The organism is Micromonospora sp. NPDC049359 (assembly GCF_044466585.1).
GTDB lineage: Bacteria > Actinomycetota > Actinomycetes > Mycobacteriales > Micromonosporaceae > Micromonospora.
Genome location: NZ_JBITMW010000001.1, coordinates 73290 through 93186, shown reverse-complemented (window position 1 = coordinate 93186; position 19897 = coordinate 73290). Strand labels below are relative to the sequence as shown.

At 69.5% G+C, this 19897-nt stretch carries 19 protein-coding genes; 7 read left to right on the top strand and 12 right to left on the bottom strand.

Translation table 11 applies throughout. From position 1 onward, the window contains the following. Positions 1-134: 134 nt before the first annotated feature. The 3 genes from ACIBTX_RS00450 to ACIBTX_RS00440 are packed head-to-tail and all read right to left on the bottom strand — an operon-like array spanning position 135 to position 2815. A complete protein-coding gene (locus ACIBTX_RS00450; RefSeq protein ID WP_357130291.1) occupies positions 135-1868 on the bottom strand; it encodes an ABC transporter ATP-binding protein in 1734 nt (577 codons plus the stop codon). Next, positions 1862-2344 (bottom strand): MarR family transcriptional regulator, encoded by a 483-nt coding sequence (locus tag ACIBTX_RS00445; RefSeq protein WP_357130288.1) that lies wholly within the window; start codon positions 2342-2344, stop codon positions 1862-1864. The genes ACIBTX_RS00450 and ACIBTX_RS00445 overlap by 7 nt, the downstream gene beginning before the upstream one ends. Before the next feature lie 24 nt (positions 2345-2368). Further along, positions 2369-2815 (bottom strand): DoxX family membrane protein, encoded by a 447-nt coding sequence (locus ACIBTX_RS00440; RefSeq protein WP_357130285.1) that lies wholly within the window; start codon positions 2813-2815, stop codon positions 2369-2371. An 84-nt stretch (positions 2816-2899) separates the two neighbouring features. Here ACIBTX_RS00440 and ACIBTX_RS00435 point away from each other — a divergent pair, with 84 nt between their 5' ends. Beyond that, positions 2900-3451, top strand: a complete 552-nt coding sequence (locus ACIBTX_RS00435; protein WP_357395859.1) for a TetR/AcrR family transcriptional regulator — start codon at positions 2900-2902, stop codon at positions 3449-3451. Between the two features lie 248 nt (positions 3452-3699). Then, on the top strand, positions 3700-5589 hold the full coding sequence (locus ACIBTX_RS00430; RefSeq protein ID WP_396831764.1) for a hypothetical protein: 1890 nt from the start codon (positions 3700-3702) through the stop codon (positions 5587-5589). A 104-nt stretch (positions 5590-5693) separates the two neighbouring features. Here ACIBTX_RS00430 and ACIBTX_RS00425 read toward each other — a convergent pair whose 3' ends face one another. Beyond that, complete coding sequence (locus ACIBTX_RS00425; protein ID WP_357130276.1) at positions 5694-7133, bottom strand: GuaB1 family IMP dehydrogenase-related protein; 1440 nt, start codon at positions 7131-7133, stop codon at positions 5694-5696. 137 nt (positions 7134-7270) lie between these two features. Next, positions 7271-9022: a biotin carboxylase N-terminal domain-containing protein gene (locus ACIBTX_RS00420; RefSeq protein WP_363660157.1), complete on the bottom strand. Its 1752-nt coding sequence runs from the start codon at positions 9020-9022 to the stop codon at positions 7271-7273. Positions 9023-9161: 139 nt separating this feature from the next. Here ACIBTX_RS00420 and ACIBTX_RS00415 point away from each other — a divergent pair, with 139 nt between their 5' ends. From ACIBTX_RS00415 to ACIBTX_RS00405, 3 genes are all read left to right on the top strand, one after another. Further along, positions 9162-9773: a PadR family transcriptional regulator gene (locus tag ACIBTX_RS00415; protein ID WP_357175053.1), complete on the top strand. Its 612-nt coding sequence runs from the start codon at positions 9162-9164 to the stop codon at positions 9771-9773. Between the two features lie 152 nt (positions 9774-9925). Beyond that, entirely contained in the window at positions 9926-10885 is a 960-nt protein-coding gene (locus ACIBTX_RS00410; RefSeq protein ID WP_357130270.1) for an ATP-binding cassette domain-containing protein, read from the top strand. An 18-nt stretch (positions 10886-10903) separates the two neighbouring features. Beyond that, entirely contained in the window at positions 10904-11659 is a 756-nt protein-coding gene (locus ACIBTX_RS00405; RefSeq protein WP_355048901.1) for an ABC transporter permease, read from the top strand. Positions 11660-11787: 128 nt separating this feature from the next. On the opposite strand, the gene ACIBTX_RS00400 is transcribed toward ACIBTX_RS00405, so the two are convergent. The 6 genes from ACIBTX_RS00400 to ACIBTX_RS00375 all read right to left on the bottom strand — a co-directional run bounded on the left by ACIBTX_RS00400 (position 11788) and on the right by ACIBTX_RS00375 (position 16645). Next, positions 11788-12441, bottom strand: a complete 654-nt coding sequence (locus ACIBTX_RS00400; RefSeq protein ID WP_396831763.1) for an O-methyltransferase — start codon at positions 12439-12441, stop codon at positions 11788-11790. After that, positions 12438-13199, bottom strand: coding sequence for a Maf family protein (locus ACIBTX_RS00395; RefSeq protein ID WP_396831761.1), 762 nt, complete (start codon positions 13197-13199; stop codon positions 12438-12440). The genes ACIBTX_RS00400 and ACIBTX_RS00395 overlap by 4 nt, the downstream gene beginning before the upstream one ends. 209 nt (positions 13200-13408) lie before the next feature. Then, positions 13409-14518: a type VII secretion-associated serine protease mycosin gene (gene mycP / locus ACIBTX_RS00390; protein WP_396831760.1), complete on the bottom strand. Its 1110-nt coding sequence runs from the start codon at positions 14516-14518 to the stop codon at positions 13409-13411. Between the two features lie 29 nt (positions 14519-14547). After that, positions 14548-15906 (bottom strand): hypothetical protein, encoded by a 1359-nt coding sequence (locus ACIBTX_RS00385; protein WP_396831759.1) that lies wholly within the window; start codon positions 15904-15906, stop codon positions 14548-14550. Further along, positions 15903-16361 carry a hypothetical protein gene (locus tag ACIBTX_RS00380; protein WP_355048897.1) on the bottom strand — a complete coding sequence of 153 codons (459 nt, stop codon included), beginning with the start codon at positions 16359-16361 and terminating at the stop codon, positions 15903-15905. The genes ACIBTX_RS00385 and ACIBTX_RS00380 overlap by 4 nt, the downstream gene beginning before the upstream one ends. A gap of 89 nt (positions 16362-16450) precedes the next feature. Further along, positions 16451-16645, bottom strand: coding sequence for an acyl-CoA carboxylase subunit epsilon (locus ACIBTX_RS00375; RefSeq protein WP_357130254.1), 195 nt, complete (start codon positions 16643-16645; stop codon positions 16451-16453). 90 nt (positions 16646-16735) lie between these two features. On the opposite strand from ACIBTX_RS00375, the gene ACIBTX_RS00370 reads away from it, so the two are divergent. Continuing rightward, positions 16736-18721 carry a protein kinase gene (locus tag ACIBTX_RS00370; protein WP_357130251.1) on the top strand — a complete coding sequence of 662 codons (1986 nt, stop codon included), beginning with the start codon at positions 16736-16738 and terminating at the stop codon, positions 18719-18721. 87 nt (positions 18722-18808) lie between these two features. Then, entirely contained in the window at positions 18809-19042 is a 234-nt protein-coding gene (locus ACIBTX_RS00365) for a hypothetical protein (RefSeq protein ID WP_141907885.1), read from the top strand. A gap of 82 nt (positions 19043-19124) precedes the next feature. Here ACIBTX_RS00365 and ACIBTX_RS00360 read toward each other — a convergent pair whose 3' ends face one another. After that, entirely contained in the window at positions 19125-19877 is a 753-nt protein-coding gene (locus ACIBTX_RS00360; protein ID WP_357130422.1) for a GH25 family lysozyme, read from the bottom strand. Positions 19878-19897: the final 20 nt, after the last annotated feature.

Here is a 19897-nt window from a genome sequence, read left to right as displayed (position 1 = left end):
CGGCGTCTGCCCGTCGCCGCCGGGCTGCTGCGTGGCGCCGCCGCCGGGCTGCTCGGCGTCGCCGGTTGGCGTCCGCGGGTCGCCGGCCGGCTTCTGACTGGGTACGGCCGCGGCGCGCGGCTCGTTCCGCTCGCTCACGCCGCCACCTCCGCCGTCTGCTGGGAGGCCACGATCTCGGCGTACGTCGGGCAGGTCTCCAACAACTGGGCATGTCGTCCCACTCCGACGACCCCTCCGTTCTCGAGCACGATGATCTGGTCGGCGTCGACGATGGTGGACACCCGTTGGGCCACGATCACCACCGCCGACTGCGCGGTGATCGGCCGTAGCGCCGCCCGCAGCCGGGCGTCGGTGCCGAGGTCGAGCGCGGAGAACGAGTCGTCGAACAGGTAGATCTCCGGCTGCCGGACCAGTGCCCGGGCGATGGCCAGGCGTTGGCGCTGCCCGCCGGAGACGGTGCTGCCGCCCTGTGCGATCGGCGCGTCCAGCCCGCCGGGCATCTGGGCCACGAAGTCCCGGGCCTGGGCGATCTCCAACGCCGCCCACAGCTCCTCGTCGGTGGCGTCCGGGTTGCCGTAGCGCAGGTTGCTGGCGACCGTGCCGGTGAACAGGTACGGCCGCTGCGGCACCAACCCGATGCGTCGCCACAGCTCGTCGGGTTCCAACTCGCGTACGTCGACCCCGTCGACCAGCACCGCGCCGTCGGTCACGTCGACCAGGCGCGGGACGAGCGACAGCAGGGTCGTCTTGCCGGCGCCGGTGCTGCCGATGATCGCCGTCGTGGTGCCGGCGGTGGCGCGGAAGGAGATGTCCCGCAGCACCGGCTCGACCGCCCCGGGGTACTGGAACCGCACCCCGCGCAGCTCCAACTCGGCCCGGCTGGGCAGCTCGGTGACCGGGGTGGCGGCGGGGACCACCGAGGAGTCGGTGTCCAGCACTTCGACGATGCGTTCGGCACAGACGGCTGCCCGGGGCACCATCATCAGCATGAAGGTGGCCATCATGACGGCCATCAGGATCTGCATCAGGTACGCCAGGAAGGCGGTGAGCGCGCCGATCTGGATCGCGCCGGAGTCGACCCGCTGCGCGCCGAACCAGAGCACCGCCACGCTGGACACGTTGAGCACCAGCATGACCACCGGGAAGATCAACGCCAACAACCGTCCGGTACGCAGGGCGGTGGCGGTCAGGTCGGCGTTGGCGACACCGAAGCGCTCCGTCTCGTACGGCTCGCGGACGAACGCGCGGACCACCCGGATGCCGGTGATCTGCTCGCGCAGCACCCGGTTGACCGTGTCGATCCGGGTCTGCATGAGCCGGAAGCCCGGCACCATCCGGCGGATGATCGCGCTCAGCGCGACGGCCAGCACCGGCACGCTGACCAGCATCAGCCAGGACAGCCCGATGTCCTCGCGCAGCGCCATGACCACCCCACCGACGCTCATGATCGGTGCGGCGACCAGCATGGTGCAGCTCATCAGTACGAGCATCTGCACCTGTTGGACGTCGTTGGTGTTGCGGGTGATCAGCGACGGCGCCCCGAACCGGGCCACCTCGCGGGCGGAGAAGCTGTTGACGTGCGAGAACAGCCGGGCGCGGACGTCCCGGCCGAAGCCCATGGCGACCTGCGCGCCCAGGTAGACGGCCGCGATCGAGCAGACGATCTGGATCAGACTGACCAGCAGCATCCAGCCGCCGGTGTGCACGATGTAGCCGGTGTCGCCCCGGGCCACGCCCTTGTCGATGATGTCGGCGTTGAGGCTGGGCAGGTAGAGCGAGGCCATGGTGCCCACGAACTGGAGCAGCACCACCGCCACTAGCGGTCTGGAGTACGGGCGCAGTTGGCCGCGTAACAGTCGGATCAGCACGACGTTTCCTCCGCGTCGGTGGGTCGTCCGGTCATCTGCGGGTCGTGGCCGCTGCCGATGACTTCGAGTAGGAACTCCCGGATCACCTGGGCCTTCGCCGGGTCGGCGTCGACCGAGGTGAGCGGGCGTCCGGAGTGCATGAGAGCGCCGAGCGCGGCCACCCGTTCCCGGCCGGCGGGGGTGATGGCGAGTCGGATGCTGCGCCGGTCGCTGTCGTCGCGCTGGCGCTCGACCAGGCCGTCGCGTTCGAGGGTGTCGACGATGCCGGTCAGTGTTGCCGGGCGGACGAACCCCTTCTCGGCGACCTGGCGGTGGGGCAGCTCGCCGTGCCGGGCGAGCGTCATCAGGGTGATCATGCCGGCCTGGGTGAGGCCGTGTTCCTCGGCGAGGAAGCGGTTCCAGCGCTGCCCGACGAGGTGCCCGGCCACGACCAGTAGTCGTCCCAGCGGCACATCCTGGAGGGTGATGAGTTCCACGAGAGCAGATTAGCCCCCTGATAGTCAGGGGCCAAACGAAATAGCCGCGGCGGTGGCGACGAACACGAGTTGCAGGATCGCGCGCTGACCCAGTGGGGTGACCGGGCGTCCGGCGAGGGTCAGCCTCCGGCGTGCGGCCGAGGCGTTCGCCGGGAACATCGCGAGCAGGAGCAGGCCGAGCCCGGCCGCGGCGAGGCGGGCGGTCGTCGGGATCAGCAGCCCGACCGCCCCGACCAGCTCCAGTGCGCCGGTGAGGGTGACCAGCAGGTCCGGCCGGGGTAGTCGGGGCGGAACCATCGCGATCAGGTCGGCGCGGCGTCGGCCCACGAAGTGCGCAACGCCGGTCAGCACGAACATCAGGGCCAGTCCGACCCGCAGCGCGGGATGCCAGCCGTCGAGCGCGGAGACGCCGGCCAGGCCGGCCAGGCGGGCCAGTGCGCTGCCGGCGATCAGGACGATCAGGGGTGCCATCGGAGTCCTCCTCGGGGAAACTTGTCGGTGACAAGATTGCGGTGGTCGGTGGCATCTTGTCAATGGCAAGATTAGGATTCGGGCATGACCGAGACGCGTCCGTACCACCACGGCGACCTTCGCCGCGCCCTGCTCGCCGCGGCGCTGCAGGCGATCGAGGAGGTCGGACCCGCCGCGCTGAGCCTGCGCGACCTGGCTCGTCGGGCCGGTGTCTCGCACGCCGCGCCCGCGCACCACTTCGGTGACAAGGCGGGGCTACTCACCGTTCTCGCCACGGAGGGCTTCGACCGGTTGGCGCAGGCGCTGGTCGCCGCCGGCGACGACCTGCTGACGGCCGGCGTCGCGTACGTGGACTTCGCGGTGTCGCACCGCGCCTACTTCGAGGTGATGTTCCGGCCCGAGCTGCACCGGGTCGACGACCCCGAGCTGACCGCCGCCCGCGAGCGGGCCGGCGCGGCACTCCGCGCGGGGGTGGCCGCCCGTGGCGCATCCGGCGACACCGGCCTGGACTCGCTCGCCGCCTGGTCCATCGCCCATGGATTCGCCACTCTGTGGCTGGCCGGCGCACTACCGGACCGCGTAGGTGGCAGCCCCGGCAACGCAGCCCGCGAAGTCCTGGGCCGCCTAACTAGGTAGACACGCGGCAGCATCCCGCGTCGCGAAGCGGCGTGGGGTGGGTCGTGGTGTAGCGGTGGCTGACGGCGAGGTCGAGAGTGACGCGGCAGAGCCGTGTGCGGAGTTGGGGCGGGCACCGATTCGGGTAGGCCCGTTTCGTGTTGAACCTTCGTCGTGGATGCCCCGTTGGGGAGCTGGACAGCGGTCATCCACGCGAGAGGACCAGAAGCATGCCCCGACGACGCGAATCCGCCCCCGCTTATACGCCGATGGCCTACCAGCAGATCATCGACGACCCGGGCCTCGCCGATCCCAGCCTCGTGCTGGACTGGGCACACAAGTCAGGTCGACTCGCCCGCGGCTCCGATCACATCGCCAAGTTGAGCCGGGGAGTGTTGGGGGAATTTGCCCGGTCGCACGGGCTCCCCGCCGGCTACTTCACACTTGAGTCAGATGGCGCGACATATTTTCTGGGGAAGCATCCTGATCTTGCCCCCGGCGGTGCCGACCCGAGGTCCGTGGCAGCTCGGCGAATTGACCCGCCCGCCCGCTGGGGGCGAGTGTTCGTACCGGCGGCCTATCAGGCGGTTATCGACAACCCGAGCATCGCCGATCCCAGCCTCGTGCTGGACTGGGCACACAGGTTAGGTCGACTTGCGCGTAGCTCCGATCACCTCGGTCAGTTGAGCCGGGCAGTGTTGGGGGAATTTGCCCAGTCGCACGGGCTCCCCGCCGGCTACTACACACTCGAGTCAGATGGCGCGAAGTATTTCCTGGGGAAGCATCCTGATCTTGCCCCCGGCGGTGCCGACCCGAGGGCCGCGGCAGCTCAGCGAATTGACCCGCCCGCCCGCTGGACGCGAGTGTTCACCCCGGCGGCTTATCAGGCGGTCATCGACAACCCGGGCATCGCCGACGCCCGCATCGTGGTGGCCTGGACCCATGCGACAGGCCGGTTGGGGCGTACCGCCACCAGCCTCGCTGGCATGAGCCCGGGAGTGTTGGATGACTTTGCCCGGTCGCACGGGCTTCCCGCCGGCTATTACACGTCTGAGCAGCTTGGCGCGAAATATTTCCTGGCGAACCATGCTGATCTTGCCCCCGGCGGTGCCGACCCGAGGGCCGCGGCAGCTCAGCGAATCGACCCGCCCGCCGGCTGGCCCCCGCGACTGTTCGTACCGGTGGCCTACCAGGAGGTCATCGACAACCCCGCCATCGTCGATCACTCACTCATCGCGGCCTGGGCTGGCGCCACCGGCCGACTCGCCAATCCCAACGCCAGGCTTCTGAGCCTGGCGGTGGTGAACGATTTCACCGATGCCCACGGACTGCCCAGACGTTCGTTCATCCTGAACGTATACGGCAACAGCTCCGTCCTGCAGCCGAACCCCGACCGCTTGCCCGCCGTGGGCGACCCGGAGATCGCGGCACCCGGCAGGATCCCACTGCCCCAGGGATGGCGACCGAGGGTACCCGTCGAGGCGCACCAGAACGAACAGGTCATCGACCCGCCACAGCGGCTGCCCGCCCCAGGCAGCCCCGCCCGTTCCTACTCGACGCCCTCCGGGCCGTACACCCACGACGCAGCACCCCCGTACTACGCCGTCGCACCCGCACCAGGGTCAGAGCCGATGTCCCAGAACACCAACCTTTATTCGGTAGCGGCTCAATCATCATTCACACCCCAGGACCCCTACTCGTACCCCTCGCCCGAGGTCAGTCAGTACCCGGCTCAATACGACACGAGCGCGTCCTACGGCGTCAACCAGCCGACCCTTTACGCGCCCAATTACGGGTCCACCTATGCGCCCTCTTACGAGTCCGCCTACGCGCCCACCTATGCGCCCTCTTACGAGTCCAACTACACCCAATACGCCGACAGCGCAGGTCCCGCCTTCAACCCCGCCGGCCCGAGCTACGCCCCCACCGCCGCCACGCCGGCCATCCAGTACGGCAACAGCAATGTCGACCAGCGAGCCATCAGCTACACAACGGCACGGATGGACTCCATGAGCATCACCAGCGCCAGCTGGCACCCCGACGCGGCACGCATTCCCTCATCAGGAGCCCCGACGCACCGCCAGGCCGATTACAGCGTCACCGAAAGCAGATCACCAACTCCTGAACAGCGCCCCAGAAAACAGCGCAAACGCGCTTGACCGTCGAGCCCGGCCATGCCGATCTTGGGGGCAGCCCCGTTGACCCCAAGTGGCGTGTCGTGGCAATGACGTCATGAGCCGCGCGAGCGCGGACCGGTGGGTTCTTACCAGCTGGTGGGGAGGGGCATTCCTTCGGTGTAGCCGGCGGCGCTCTGGACGCCGACTATCGCTCGCTCGTGGAACTGCGTCAGGTTGCGGGCACCGGCGTAGGTGAAGGCGCTGCGTACCCCGGCGATGATCTCGTCGATCAGATCCTCGACGCCGGGGCGGTGCGGATCCAGGTACATCCGGGCCGAGGAGATGCCCTCCTCGAACACGGCCTTGCGAGCCCGGTCGTACGGGCTGTCGTCGGCCGTACGGGCGCTGACCGCCCGCGCCGAGGCCATCCCGAAGCTCTCCTTGTACCGCCGCCCGTCCGGTTCGGTGTAGAGGTCACCGGGGGACTCGTAGGTGCCAGCGAACCAGGAGCCGATCATCACGTTCGACGCGCCGGCGGCGAGCGCGAGCGCCACGTCGCGGGGGTGACGTACACCGCCGTCGGCCCAGACGTGCCGGCCCAGCTGCCGGGCGGCCGTCGAGCAGTCGAGGACGGCGGAGAACTGCGGCCGGCCCACGCCGGTCATCATCCGGGTGGTGCACATCGCGCCCGGGCCGACACCGACCTTGATGATGTCCGCGCCGGCCTCGACCAGGTCGCGTACGCCCTCGGCGGTGACCACGTTGCCGGCCGCCACCGGTACGCCCGGGTCCAGCTTGCGGACCGCCTGCAACGCCGAGATCATCCGGGCCTGGTGGCCGTGCGCGGTGTCCACGACCAGCGTGTCCACCCCGGCTTCGAGTAGCGCGGCGGCCTTGCCGGTGACGTCCCCGTTGATGCCGACCGCCGCCGCGATGCGCAGCCGACCCCGGTCGTCGACGGCCGGCGTGTAGAGGGTGGCTCGCAGTGCGCCCTGTCGGGTGAGCACCCCGACCAGCCGGCCGTGAGCGTCCACCACCGGAGCGAGCCGACGCCGGCCGGCGGAGAGCCTGTCGAAGCCGGTACGCGGGTCCGCGTCGGCCGGCACGGTGTGCAGCTCGGTCGACATGACGTGTCGCAGCTGGGCGAACCGGTCCACTCCCACGGTGTCCGCCTCGGTGACCACGCCCACCGGCCGGCCGGCGTCGTCGACCACGATCACCGCGCCGTGCGACCGCTTGGGCAGCAGGTGGATCGCGTCGCCGACGGTCTCGGTAGGGCCCAGGGTGATGGGCGTGTCGTAGACCAGGTGCCGCTGCTTGACCCAGGAGACGACGTTCGCCACGACCTCGATGGGGATGTCCTGCGGGATCACCGTGATCGCGCCCCGACGGGCCACCGTCTCGGCCATCCGCCGGCCGGCGACCGCCGTCATGTTCGACACCACCAGCGGGATGGTGGTGCCCGTGCCGTCGCCGGTGGACAGGTCCACGTCTAGGCGGGAGCCGAGGTCGGAGCGGGCCGGCGCCATGAAGACGTCGGTGTAGGTCAGGTCGTGCGCGGGGGCCGCGCCGGAAAGAAACCGCACCCGGCCATCATTCCCGCCCATGGCCGCCCGCGCCCACCTCGGTGCGGCAAACCACCCCCACCGAGCCCCGCCCGCCCGGACAAACGTAAGGAAGGGCCCCTTCTTATACACGAGGCGATAACAAGGTGCCCTTCCTTTCAGGAGATGGTGCAGATGGGCGCGCCCGCCGTGATCACGGCACCGACCTCGGCGGCGAGTCCGCTGACCGTACCCGCCTTGTGGGCGTGCAACGGCTGCTCCATTTTCATCGCCTCCAGCACCACCACCAGGTCGCCCTCGGCCACCGTGTCGCCGTCGGCGACCGCGATCTTGACGATGGTGCCCTGCATCGGGGAGGTGAGCGCGTCTCCGCCGACCGGTACGCCGGCCTTGGCGCCACCCCCGCGCCGGGTCGGCTTGCGGGAGGCGGTTGAGGCTGTGGTCGTACTCCCGCCGAAGCCGGCGGGGAGGCTGACCTCGATGCGCTTGCCGCCGACCTCGACCACGACGGTGTCGCGTTCCGCCGGCGCGTCGGCGGTGCCGGCGGCGGCGGCGAACGGCGGCACGGTGTTGTGGAACTCGGTCTCGATCCACCGGGTGTGCACGGTGAACGGCTCGGCGGTGAACGCCTCGTCCCGCACGACGAGCCGGTGGAACGGCAGCGCGGTGGCCATGCCGTCGACGACCATCTCGTCGAGGGCGCGGCGGGCGCGCTCCAGCGCCTCGGTGCGCGTCTCACCGACGATGATCACCTTGGCGAGCAGCGAGTCGAAGTTGCCGCCGATCACGTCGCCGGCCGAGATGCCGGTGTCGACCCGCACGCCCGGGCCGCTGGGCAGGCGCAGCGCCGTGACCGTGCCGGGCGCGGGGAGGAAGTTGCGGCCCGGGTCCTCGCCGTTGATCCGGAACTCGATGGCGTGCCCGCGCGGCGTCGGGTCCTCGGTGATCCGCAGCTTCTCGCCGTCGGCGATCCGGAACTGCTCGCGGACCAGGTCGATGCCGGCGGTCTCCTCGGTGACCGGGTGCTCGACCTGGAGTCGCGTGTTGACCTCCAGGAAGGAGATGGTGCCGTCCTTGCCGACCAGGTATTCCACGGTGCCGGCGCCGTGGTAGCCGGCCTCGCGGCAGATCGCCTTGGCGCTGGAGTGGATCTGGGCGCGCTGGGCGTCGGTGAGGAACGGCGCGGGAGCCTCCTCCACGAGCTTCTGGTGCCGGCGCTGCAACGAGCAGTCCCGGGTGCCCACCACGATCACGTTGCCGTGCTGGTCGGCGAGGACCTGCGCCTCGACGTGGCGGGGCTGGTCCAGGTAGCGCTCGACGAAGCACTCGCCCCGACCGAACGCCGCGACGGCCTCGCGGGTGGCCGACTCGAAGAGCTGCGGGATCTCCTCCATGGTGCGGGCGACCTTGAGGCCCCGACCGCCGCCGCCGAAGGCCGCCTTGATGGCGACCGGCAGGCCGTGGTCGACGGCGAACGCCATCACCTCGTCCGGGCTGTCCACCGGGTCCGGGGTGCCGGGGACCAACGGCGCGCCGGCGCGCTGGGCGATGTGCCGGGCGGTCACCTTGTCGCCCAGGTCGCGGATCGCCTGCGGGGTCGGACCGATCCAGGTCAGCCCGGCGTCGATGACGGCCTGGGCGAAATCGGCGTTCTCACTGAGGAAGCCGTAGCCCGGGTGCACGGCGTCGGCGTCGGCCCGGGCGGCGACCTCGAGCAGCTTGTCGATGCGCAGGTACGTGTCGGTCGCGCTGTCTCCGCCGAGCGCGTACGCCTCGTCCGCGAGCGTGGCGTGCAGGGCGTCGCGGTCGGAGTCCGCGTACACGGCGACGCTGCCCAGGCCGGCGTCACGACAGGCGCGGATGACCCGGACGGCGATCTCGCCGCGGTTGGCGATCAGTACCTTGCGCACCTTCGTGGCTCCTCCCGGCAGGTTACTGACGGGGAGTGTATCGGCCGCCCCGGGCGGCCCCTAACGATCGCTCAGTGTGGGATGGGGCACTGGTTTAGTCAAACTTGGCTATTACGCTTGTCTGGTGTCTGCGACTCGGATGATGATCCTCGGCCTGGTGCGGTGGATGCAGCCCGTGCACGGTTACGACGTGCGCCGCGAGCTGCTGAGCTGGAGCGCCGACAAGTGGGCGAACGTGCAGCCCGGCTCGATCTACCACGCGCTGCGCAAGCTCACCGAGGAGGGGCTGTTGCGGGCCGTCGCCACCGAGCAGGTCGGCGCCCGTCCGGCGCGTACGACCTACGAGGTCACCCCGAAGGGGGACGACGAGTTCGAGACCCTGTTGCGCAACTTCTGGTGGAACTTCACCGAACCCGTCGACCCCTTCACCGCGGCCTTCTCGTTCCTGCCCGCGATGCCCCGGTCCGAGGCGGCGGCGGCGCTGCGCAACCGGGCCAACCTGCTGCGGGCCGGCATGGAGTCGATGCGCGCCTCGCTTCAGTCGGACTGGGTGCGTAACACCAAGCCGGTGCACGTCAGTTGGATGTTCGAGCTGTGGTCGGCGCGGGCGGAGGCGGAGCTCAGCTGGTGTGAGCGCATCGCGGAGCGGATCGAGTCTGGTGTGTCGTACCTGCCTGCTGAACTGGCGGACGCCGAGGGTTGGTCGGGCCCACGGGAGGGCGAGGAGCGGTTCAATCGCAACGCGAAATAATCAACGTTGACTACAAGCGCTATATCGCGTTAGCCTGCTGTCGGCACAGCGGGGGAGTGCGCCGTCCGGCGTCGTCCCACTCGACGGCCGGCCCACCGGTCCGACCGACACATGACGGCCGGCGCGGCCGGCCCGACCGACCAGGAGCAGAAATGATCGAGACCAGGGGGCTGCGGAAGTCGTTCCGCTCCCGCGCGGGTCGAGAGACGAAGACGGTGGACGCCGTGCGCGGCGTCAACCTCGAGGTCGCCGAGGGCGAGATCTTCGGCTTCCTCGGCCCGAACGGCGCCGGCAAGACCACCACGCTGCGGATGCTCGCCACGCTGATCGAGCCCGACGGCGGCGAGGCCACCATCGCCGGGGCGGACCTCCGCAAGGACCCGGCGGAGGTCCGCCGCCGGATCGGGTACGTGCCGCAGGGCGGCAGCACCTGGGACGAGTCGACCGCCCGCGAGGAGCTGGTCCTGCACGCCCGGATGTACGGCATCGGCAAGGCCGACGCGCAGCAGCGCGCCGTCCGCGCCCTGGAGGCTTTCCAGCTCACCGAGTACGCCGACCGCAAGTGCAAGACCTACTCCGGTGGCCAGCGTCGACGGGTCGAGATCGCGCTCGGCATCATCCACGAGCCGAAGATCGTCTTCCTGGACGAGCCGACCACCGGCCTCGACCCGCAGAGCCGCGCCCACATGTGGGACGAGATCCGGCGACTGCGCAGCGACGGGATGACCGTCTTTATCACCACGCACTACCTGGACGAGGCCGACGCACTCTGCGACCGCATCGCGATCATGGACAACGGCGAGGTCGTCGCCGAGGGCACACCGGCCGAACTCAAGCGGGAGATCTCCGGCGACGTGGTGCTCGTCGGCCTCGACGTGGCCGCCACCCCGCAGGCGGCGAAGGCGCTGGACGGCGAGCCGTACGTCAACAAGCTGGAGACCGTCGACGAGGGTGGCCTGCGCCTCTACGTCGACGAGGGCGCCACCGCCATTCCCCAGGTGCTACGCCGTCTCGACCAGGCCGGGCTCGAGCTGCGCTCGATCGAGCTGCACCGGCCCAGCCTGGACGACGTCTTCCTGACCAAGACCGGCCGCTCGCTGCGCGAGTCCTGACCCCCGGAGAGACGACTCATGAAATTCGCCCGCGACACGTGGCTGATCTTCCAGCGGCAGATCCAGCTCCTGCTGCGCAACCCGGTCTGGGTCTTCGTCGGCGTGTTCCAGCCGGTGATGTACCTGCTGCTCTTCGCCCCCCTGCTCAAGCCGGCCCTGAACGCGCCCACCCAGGCCGCCGCCTACAAGATCTTCGTACCCGGCCTGCTGGTGCTGCTGGCCATCTTCGGCGGCCTGTTCCAGGGCTTCGGCCTGATCGCCGAACTGCGCGCCGGCGTCATCGAACGCTCCCGGGTCACCCCGATCAGCCGCCTGGCACTGCTGCTCGGGCGCTCGCTGCGCGACGTGGTCTCACTCGTCGTGCAGGCCGTCATCATCACCCTGCTGGCGCTCCTGTTCGACCTGCGGGTCTTCATCGGTGACCTCCTGCTGGCGTACCTGATGCTCGCCCTCATCGCGCTCATGACCTCGGCCGTCTCCTACGGCGTCGCGCTCAAGGTCAAGAGCGAGGACGCGCTGGCCCCGCTGATGAACACCGTGGCGCAGCCGGTGCTGCTGCTCTCCGGCATCCTGCTGCCGCTGACCTTCGCTCCCGGCTGGTTGCAGGGCATCGCCGACTGGAACCCGTTCTCCTGGGCGGTCGACGGCACCCGGGCGCTGTTCGCCGGCGACCTGGGCAGCGACAAGGTCTGGCAGGGCCTGACCATCACCGCGGTCCTCGCCGCGCTGGGCGTCTTCTGGGCCGCCCGCCAGTTCGCCCGCAGCGTCCGCTGACGCTCGCCCCGGGGCCGGCCTGGCCCCGGGGCGAGCCCGGCTTGATCGACTCGGGTTCCTGGAAGTTGGGGTGTCTTACCGCCGGGGATGCCGCGATTTCCAGGAACCCGAGTGGTTCAGAGCGCCGCTCAGCGCACCCGGGCGAGGGTGAGGCCGTCGGCGATGGGCAGCATCACCGGGTCGACCCGTACGTCGGCCAGCACCTCGTCGTTGAACGCCGCGATCGCCCGGTCGTTGACATCCTGCGGCGCGATCACCCGCCCGCCGCGCAGCACGTTGTCGACGGCGATCACCCCGCCCGGCCGCATTCGCGGCACCAGCTCGGCCCAGTAGACCGGATACCCGGTCTTGTCGGCGTCGATGAACGCGAAGTCCAGGTGGCGCTCCTGCGGCAGCTCCCGCAGCGTGTCGCCGGCCGGGCCGATCCGCAGGTCGATGCGGTCCTGCACCCCGGCGCGGGACCAGTAACGCCGGGCGATCCCGGTGTACTCCTCGGAGATGTCGAAGCAGGTCAGCCGCCCTCCCTCGGGCAACCCCCGGGCGATGGCCAGCGCCGACAGGCCGGTGAACGTGCCGACCTCGACGGCCTGCCGTACGTCGAGCAGCCGGGTCAGGAACGTCAGGAACGCGGCCTGCTCCGGTGCCACCTGCATGCTGGCGTGCTCCGGCAGCAGCGAGCGGGTCTCCTCGGCCAGATCTCGAATGATCTCGTCCGGCGGTGCGCCGTGCGCAACCAGGTAGGCGTGCAACTCGTCGGTGAGCGGGATCGACTTCATGGTCATGAATGGACGTTACCGAGCGGCTCGACCGTTTGGCCGCCCGGCGCGACCTTTGTCCACAGGTCCGTGATCTCCAGACCCAGTTCCGCCAGTAGCCGACGCAGCAACGGCATCGACAACCCGACGACGGTCCCCGGGTCACCCTCGATCCGCTCCACGAACGGCCCACCCAACCCGTCGATCGTGAACGCGCCCGCCACCGCCAACGGCTCGCCCGTGGCGACGTACGCGGCGATCTCGTCGTCACTGATGTCGGCAAAGTGGACGACCGTCGAGGCGACCGCCTCCGCCCGCCGCCCGGCGACACTGTCGATCAGGCAGTGTCCGCTGTGCAGGACCCCACTGAGCCCCCGCATCCGCAACCAACGACGGGTCGCGTCCGCCGCGTCGGCCGGCTTGCCCAGAATCTCCCCGTCGAACTCGAGCACCGAGTCACACCCGATGACCAGGGTGCGCTCACGGGCTGTGTCCGTGCTGGTGCTGTTGGCGGCGTCCGTGCTGGCGCTGGTGCTGTTGGTGGTGTCTTTGGCGTTGGTGGTTGAGCTGTTCGCCGTGGCGGTCGGATTCAGCCGGGCGAGCACCGCCTCGGCCTTGAGTCGGGCCAACTCGAGGCAGAGATCCTCAGCGCGATCGGTCACCACCAGGGATTCGTCCACCCCACTGACCAGCACGTCCGGGTCGATGCCGGCGGCCCGAAGCGACTTTCGGCGAGCAGGACTGGCAGAGGCCAGCACGAGGCGGAGCGGCAGAGTGTCAGACACCGGCCCGACGTTACCGGCCCGCCACGCCCGACACCCGTTCCCGGCCCTCAGCGCCGCGCCGCGTCCTTGATCGACTCCCGATCGCCGATATCGCGCCATCAAGGACGCCCGCCGCCGTGATCCACTCGGCTTCCAGCAAACCGCGGCATCCCAAGCCACCAGACACCCCAACCTCAAGGAACCCGAGTCGATCGAGGCGCCGGGCACGCCTAGCGGCTGATTCTGGGCGGCGGATCATCACCGCGCCGCCGACGCCGTGCCACGACGGCCCACCCAACCCCAACGGCGACGATCACGCCAAGGGTGGCAAGGCCCCGAACCGCCGAGCCGTCATCCTCGTCCGGCCGAGCATCGGCCGCCGTGGTCGGGCCACCGCCGGCGGGCGCGCTCACCGATTCAAAACCTAACGGGGGTACGTCTGCCGTTAGCGCCGCGACAAGATCGATAACGCCGTACCCGTACTCGTCGTCCCGGCCAGGCGGGCCTTTGTCGATGGCCGTTGCCGTAAGCCGGTGGGCCACTTCCTGCGCCGGCAGATAGGGATACTTCGACCTGATCAACGCCGCCGCCCCGGCCACAATCGCCGTTGCACTCGACGTTCCCGTGCCCTTCGAGTACTTCCCGCCATAACTAGTGCTGTAGATATCGACCGCAGGTGCTACTACATCGATTTCCGGTCCAGTAACCGAAACGGCGGCATGCTGTCCAGCGCGGTCTACGCCGCCAACAGCAATCACTCCTTCCTCAGTCGCTGGGTATCCAATACTTTGAACCTGCGGCAGATTGCCGACACCTGCGACGACGATGATATTCCTGCCAACAGCGCTGCGCACCGCTTCGCGTAGCCTCGAACTGCTCGCGCCGACAGAAGAGATGCTAATTATATCTACATCACTTTCTATCGCAAATTCAATCGCCTGGGCAAGGGTATCTGGTTGCCCTTCGCCAGAGGGCGGGGAATCGTATATCGGTAATATCTTCGCAGCCGGAGCGACGCCAAGCGCGCCACGCTTGCCATCCTGGCCATGTGCAGCGATCAGGCCGGCCATCGAGGTTCCATGGCTGTCCCTGTCTTGCCGGCCGTCGCCGTTACCTCCTGCGATAATGTCCTTACCTGGAAGGAGGTTGTTGCGAAGGTCGGGGTGTGGATCCACCCCAGTATCCGGCACCGCAATTACAACTCCATCGCCACGGCTCAGAAGTTGAGCCTTCGTTGCTCCTAGATAATTCAAATGCCATTGCTCATCCCGAATGCGGAAGGATGGATCAGGTGGCGGTGAAGACAGGATGAGCGGCGCGGATAAGAAGTTCAGTGTCAAGAGGGATGCTGCTAGTTTGGGGCTAGTAGTCACCGATTAAAACCAATTGCCGGGCCGGGGTCGATCGGGCCTTGTTCTTCTGTGGAGCGGACGACAGGTTCCACCCCTTGCTCCGTCGCCCACGGATTGTCGGGATCCCATCGACGTGTCTTGTCGCCTTCTTCGTGAAGATTGCCTTGGCGCCTTGAGTTTGGGCCTATGCCTGTGTTATGGCTCAGAGGTGGGGCGCCACCGAATGGGCCTGGATTCCCTTGCGCACTGCTGAAAGTGCGTCCGCTGCCCGGACGAGATCCCGCGCCTCCGGTTGGGCCAGTGCCAGCGCCGCCCCCGCCGATGACTCCTCCGACCGGATTCACCCTGCGAGGCTGTGCCGGACCAGTACCCGGCGTGACGAGATTCGGGCTAGTGGGCCCGCCAATCACTCCCCCTGGTGGCATGGGGCGTGGGGGTGGTGTTGAAGACGGCAAGTTCTGTCGTCCATCCAGGGTGCCGAGTGGGCGGTTTGACCGGATCGGTGCGCCGGATGAGATGGGGCTGCTCGGCGCTGGCACCTGTCCCTGGGATATTTGGGTTGCTGTCGGCAGGGACGGAATGGCCGGGCTAGGCGTTTGAGGGTTGTTCGCTGCTAGTCCGGTTTCTGCACCGCCTAAAACTGGACCAACGCCATGTAGGCCGGCTATTGGCGCGGTGGTCTTCGCGGGCCGTGTTGTTGTGATTTTGACCGGCGGTTGCATGGGTACGGGGACGATCGGCGGAATGACAGGCGTGGCGGAGGCTGCGCCTAACGCGTCGGGGTCGCCAGACTGGATCGGTGCGCGTGTTGGTGGGGGTTTTTGGAGGGTGGCTTGGGCTTGTTGTAGTTCGCCACTGAGGTTGAACATCATTGCCCGCGCCTGCACGTTCAGCCGTTCCAGGTCGCTATCTGTCACGGGCGCGTCCACGACCCGATTGCCCATGACCGCCTTGGGGTCGGCGGCGGTGGCCTCGTACGCCCGCTTCTGTTGGAGCTTTGTCGCGTACTCCTCGTGGAGCTTGCGCAGCTCGGCGCGGGTGGTGCCGATGGCCTGGGTGGCGGCGGACAGCGCGGTGTAGTTGGCGGCGGCGGCGTCGTGGGTGTGTCGCACCTTGGCGATCAGGTCGTCGAGTTGGGTGAGGTACGTGCCGGAGGCGGCGCTGGTTTCGGGGGGCCATGCTTCGGCGAGGCCCCGCCGGTACTCCTGAAGTCGGCCGAGGTGGATCTGGGCGAGGTCGCAGACCTTGCGCCAGCCGGCGACCTGTTTCCAGTGGTTGGTGGTGTCGTGGTCCTGGAGGCACGCCCACATGCTGTTGAGGTCCATCAAGTGCCAGTCGGTCTGGCTTGAGGTGCGGCCGCCACCACGCTCGATCACGGGAGGACCACCGGCCTTTCGCTGTCGGGGCCGGTGGGGTCGCTCAGCGTCGGCGTCCGGCTGCCGGGCAGGACGGTTCCCGGGTCGGCGAGGGCGTGTTGGACGTCCACGGCGCGGGCGGCGGAGAAGGCGTCGCTGTCGGCGTACTGGGTGGCGACGCGGTCGGCGACGGCGGCAAGGTGGCCGGTGGCGCCGCGGACGGCGTACACCATGTCGGTCGTGGCCTGCTGCGTCTCGTGGTGGGCGTGCAGGAAGGTGACCAGTTCGACGAACGCGTCGCAGGGGTTGGGCACCTTCGCGGACATGTCTTCGGCGATGTACGGCAGGTGGGGCGCGTAGTTGCTCTCGACCTCGGCGGCGAGCCGGTCGGCGAACTCGCGGAGTTGACGGATGTCGGCCTCGATGCCGCCGTAGCCGTGCAGCCAGGGCGCCGGTTGGTCCTCTTCGGGGATCATCGACCCTCCCTGTCCGTCACCGCACCGTTTCCCTCAGTGAGGTTAACGGCTACGCGCCATCCTGGCAGCCCCCGGAATGGGAACCGGGGTCAGCGAGGCAGACCGGAGGCCCGCCAGGTGTCGGGGCGGGCGGGCCGGCCGCTGCGCGCCCAGGCGGACGTGGCCGTCGGCGCGGGTGCGGTAGCCGGTCGGGACCGCACGATGATCGCCCCGACCAGGGCGGCCAATTCCTCGGCGGTGGGCACGCCGCGGACGACCCGGAACAGCGGCTCTTCGGCAGGCATGCCGCCAGGGTACGCGGCCCGAAGTCACGTCACACGCACAGTGGCGTGCCGGCGGTGTGACCGTCGGCGGGTCCGGGTACCGTCTCAGCGATGTCGAACGCGCTTCCCCAACTCGTCGCTGACCGATACCGGCTTCTGTCGCCGCTCGGCCAGGGTGGCATGGGTCGGGTGTGGAAGGCGCGCGACGAGGTGTTGCACCGGGACGTCGCCATCAAGGAGTTGGTGCCGCCGCCCGGCCTCACCGACGAGGAACGCCGCGAGATGCGGGAGCGGTCGCTGCGCGAGGCGCGGGCCATCGCCCGGCTCAACCACGTCAACGTGGTACGCATCTTCGACGTTTTGCGGACCGACGGCGACCCGTGGATCGTCATGGAGTACGTGGCGTCGAGGTCGTTGCAGGACACCCTCGCCGAGGACGGGCCGGTGTCGGTGGCCCGCACGATCGAGATCGGCCTGGGCGTGCTGGGCGCGCTGAACGCGGCGCACAAGGCGGGCGTCATGCACCGCGACGTCAAGCCGGGCAACGTGCTGCTGGGCGAGGACGGCCGGGTGGTGTTGACCGATTTCGGCCTCGCCACGATCCCCGGTGACCCGAACGTCACCCGTACCGGCATGGTGCTCGGTTCGCCCGCGTACATCTCGCCGGAGCGGGCCCGGGAGGGCACCGCCGGCCCAGAGGCCGACTTGTGGTCGCTGGGCGCGACGCTCTACGCGGCGGTGGAGGGCAAGTCGCCGTACGCGCGGCCGTCCGCGATCGCCACGCTCGCCGCGCTGGCCACCGAGCCGATGCCGCCGCCGAAGAACGCCGGCCCGCTCAAGGCGGTGCTCACCGGGCTGCTCCAGAAGGACCCGAACGAGCGGATCACCGCGGAGGTGGCCGAGCGGCTGCTGCGCCGCGCCGGGGGCAAGCGGGCGCGCGGGATCTCACTGCTCGATGGCGTACGACGGCCGGGGCCGAACGGTCCACGGGAGCCGCGCCCGCCGCTCGTACCGGCACCACGGCCGGCCGAGGAGGTCGCCGATCGTTCGGTGTCGCCACCGGCTCCGCGTACCCCGCCGCCGGTAGCCGCCGCCGCGGCCGGGCCGGCGGTGGCCGACGCGACGCCGACGGAGGTCGTGCCGGCCGGCGCGGACGCCGAGCCGACGGCAACGGTGCCGGCCGAACCGACGGCGAAGATCGACCGCCCGTCCGAGGCTGAGCCGACCGCGACGGTGCCGGCCGCCGACGACAAACCCGATGACGGTACGACGGCAGGCGACGACGAGCCGACGGCCGTCGACGGTCCGCCGGTGGCGCCGGAGCAGCGCAAGCCCTCGACGCCCACGTCGGTGATGCCGCCGGTGGGTCCGGCCGGGCGCGCGGCGGTGCCGGTGTTCGACGGTACGAAGTCGAACAACACGCGCCGGAACGTGCTGATCGGTGCGCTGGTGGCCCTGCTGCTGGTCGGCCTCGTGGTGATCGTGCCCATGCTGACCAACGGCGACGACACCGAGAGCCCGCAGGCCGGCCCGACGACCGGGGCGGCCGTGACGTCGGCGCCAGCGCAGTCCTCCGCTCCGGCGGCGCCTCCGCCCACCACGGGCGCACCGAGTGCGACGCCCTCGGCCACGCCGTCGGCCGACCCGAACGTGCTGCCGGCCGGCTGGAAGCTGTACGAGGGGCCGACCTTCTCCATCCCGCTCCCACCCGGCTGGAGCGGCGGTCAGACCGGCTCGGACACGGCCATCTTCAACCAGTCCGGCGGGCCCGGCAAGATGCTGGTCCAGTGGACTCCCACCCCGCTGAAGGACGCGGTCGCCGACTGGAAGGAAAAGGAACCGTACCGCCGGAATCTGGTCACCAACTACCAGTTGGTGGGCAGCATCAAGGCCTGCGACTGGTACCGGACCTGCGCCGACTGGGAGTGGCTGGAGACCCGGAACAACACCCGCGTCCACGTGCGCAACCGGGGCTTCGTAACCGCCAGCAACCGGGGTTACGCCATCCGGTGGGAGATCGCGGAGAAGGACTGGCAGGCCAACCTCGCCAACTTCGACCAGATCGTCAAGGGCTTCAAGCCCGACCGGGTCAACTGACCGGCGTTCCGCACCTGCACGAACCTCTCTCGCATGTTCTTGCGTCGTTCGGGGTATCTGATCTCCAACGACGGAGGGAGGTGCGACATGGGTTACCGATACAGGAACGCCCGGCCCCGGCTGGCACTGTGGATGCTCGTCGCACTCGGGGATGTGGCACTGCTGCTGATCAGCGTTGGGCTTCCGGTACTCGTCGCGCTGTTCGGCGTCGTCGCCATCGCCGTTGGTGCGGTGGGCGTCCGGCGGCTCAGCCGGCGGGATGCGGTCGTCCGCGAGGACGCTCCGGTGATGGTGCCGGCGATGAGCCGACGGCGGGCCTGACCCGTACGCGGTGGCGTGGCGGCAGCCGGACCGATTGTCGACCGTGAGGTGACCGTCGATCCCGCTGCCGCCAACCGCCCGATCAGGTGTTGTTGGCCAGCGCGATCAGTCGGCTCCGGTCACCGTTCCAGTAGTTGCGGTCCACGTTGCCGCTGATCCCGGAGACGGCGCCGCTGCTGGTGTACTGCCAGAAGCTCCACACCGGCGCACCGGCCGGCAGGGCGCCCGGGGTGCTCGACCAGCGGGCGAGCCAGAGCGGGTGGTTGGCCCACGGGCCGGTCCAGCTGCCGGTGCACTGGTTCCACCAGCTCGTGGTGGTGTAGATGACCGCGTACCGGCCGGTGCGCGAGCGGTAGGTGTTCAGGAAGTCCTGCACCCAGTTGCGCATCCCGGTGGTGCTGAGCCCGTAGCAGTAGCCGCCGCTGTACGGGTTCGCCTCGATGTCCAGCGCGGCCGGCAGGGTGCGGCTGTCCGCCGACCACGCGCCACCGTTGGAGGCCAGGTAGTTGGCCTGGGTCGAGCCGGCGGAGATGTTGGGCCGGGCGAAGTGGTACGCCCCGCGGATCACCCCGGCGTTGTAGGCGTTGACGTAGTTCGCGTTGAAGGCGGAGTCCTTGACGCTGGTGCCCTCGGTCGCCTTGATGAAGGCGAACTCGATGCCCGCGTTCCGGACGCTGGTCCAGTTGATGCTGCCCTGGTAGTGGGACACGTCGACGCCGGCGGTGGTGGCCGCCGCCGCTGGGCCGGCGGTCGCGACCAGGGTCGCCGCCGCGGTGGCGAGGACGGTGAGGCCGGCGGCGAGCGCGCGGCGCAGCGATGATCGGGTACGGGCCATGAGTGCCTCCAGGGACGCCG

Bases quoted from the DNA above. Each gene is read 5' to 3' on its own strand.
- ACIBTX_RS00440 (WP_357130285.1), bottom strand. From the start codon at position 2,815: ATGGCACCCCTGATCGTCCTGATCGCCGGCAGCGCACTGGCCCGCCTG.
- ACIBTX_RS00435 (WP_357395859.1), top strand. From the start codon at position 2,900: ATGACCGAGACGCGTCCGTACCACCACGGCGACCTTCGCCGCGCCCTG.
- ACIBTX_RS00430 (WP_396831764.1), top strand. From the start codon at position 3,700: ATGGCCTACCAGCAGATCATCGACGACCCGGGCCTCGCCGATCCCAGC.
- ACIBTX_RS00415 (WP_357175053.1), top strand. From the start codon at position 9,162: ATGATGATCCTCGGCCTGGTGCGGTGGATGCAGCCCGTGCACGGTTAC.
- ACIBTX_RS00410 (WP_357130270.1), top strand. From the start codon at position 9,926: ATGATCGAGACCAGGGGGCTGCGGAAGTCGTTCCGCTCCCGCGCGGGT.
- ACIBTX_RS00405 (WP_355048901.1), top strand. From the start codon at position 10,904: ATGAAATTCGCCCGCGACACGTGGCTGATCTTCCAGCGGCAGATCCAG.
- ACIBTX_RS00400 (WP_396831763.1), bottom strand. From the start codon at position 12,441: ATGACCATGAAGTCGATCCCGCTCACCGACGAGTTGCACGCCTACCTG.
- ACIBTX_RS00380 (WP_355048897.1), bottom strand. From the start codon at position 16,361: ATGATCCCCGAAGAGGACCAACCGGCGCCCTGGCTGCACGGCTACGGC.
- ACIBTX_RS00375 (WP_357130254.1), bottom strand. From the start codon at position 16,645: ATGCCTGCCGAAGAGCCGCTGTTCCGGGTCGTCCGCGGCGTGCCCACC.
- ACIBTX_RS00370 (WP_357130251.1), top strand. From the start codon at position 16,736: ATGTCGAACGCGCTTCCCCAACTCGTCGCTGACCGATACCGGCTTCTG.
- ACIBTX_RS00365 (WP_141907885.1), top strand. From the start codon at position 18,809: ATGGGTTACCGATACAGGAACGCCCGGCCCCGGCTGGCACTGTGGATG.
- ACIBTX_RS00360 (WP_357130422.1), bottom strand. From the start codon at position 19,877: ATGGCCCGTACCCGATCATCGCTGCGCCGCGCGCTCGCCGCCGGCCTC.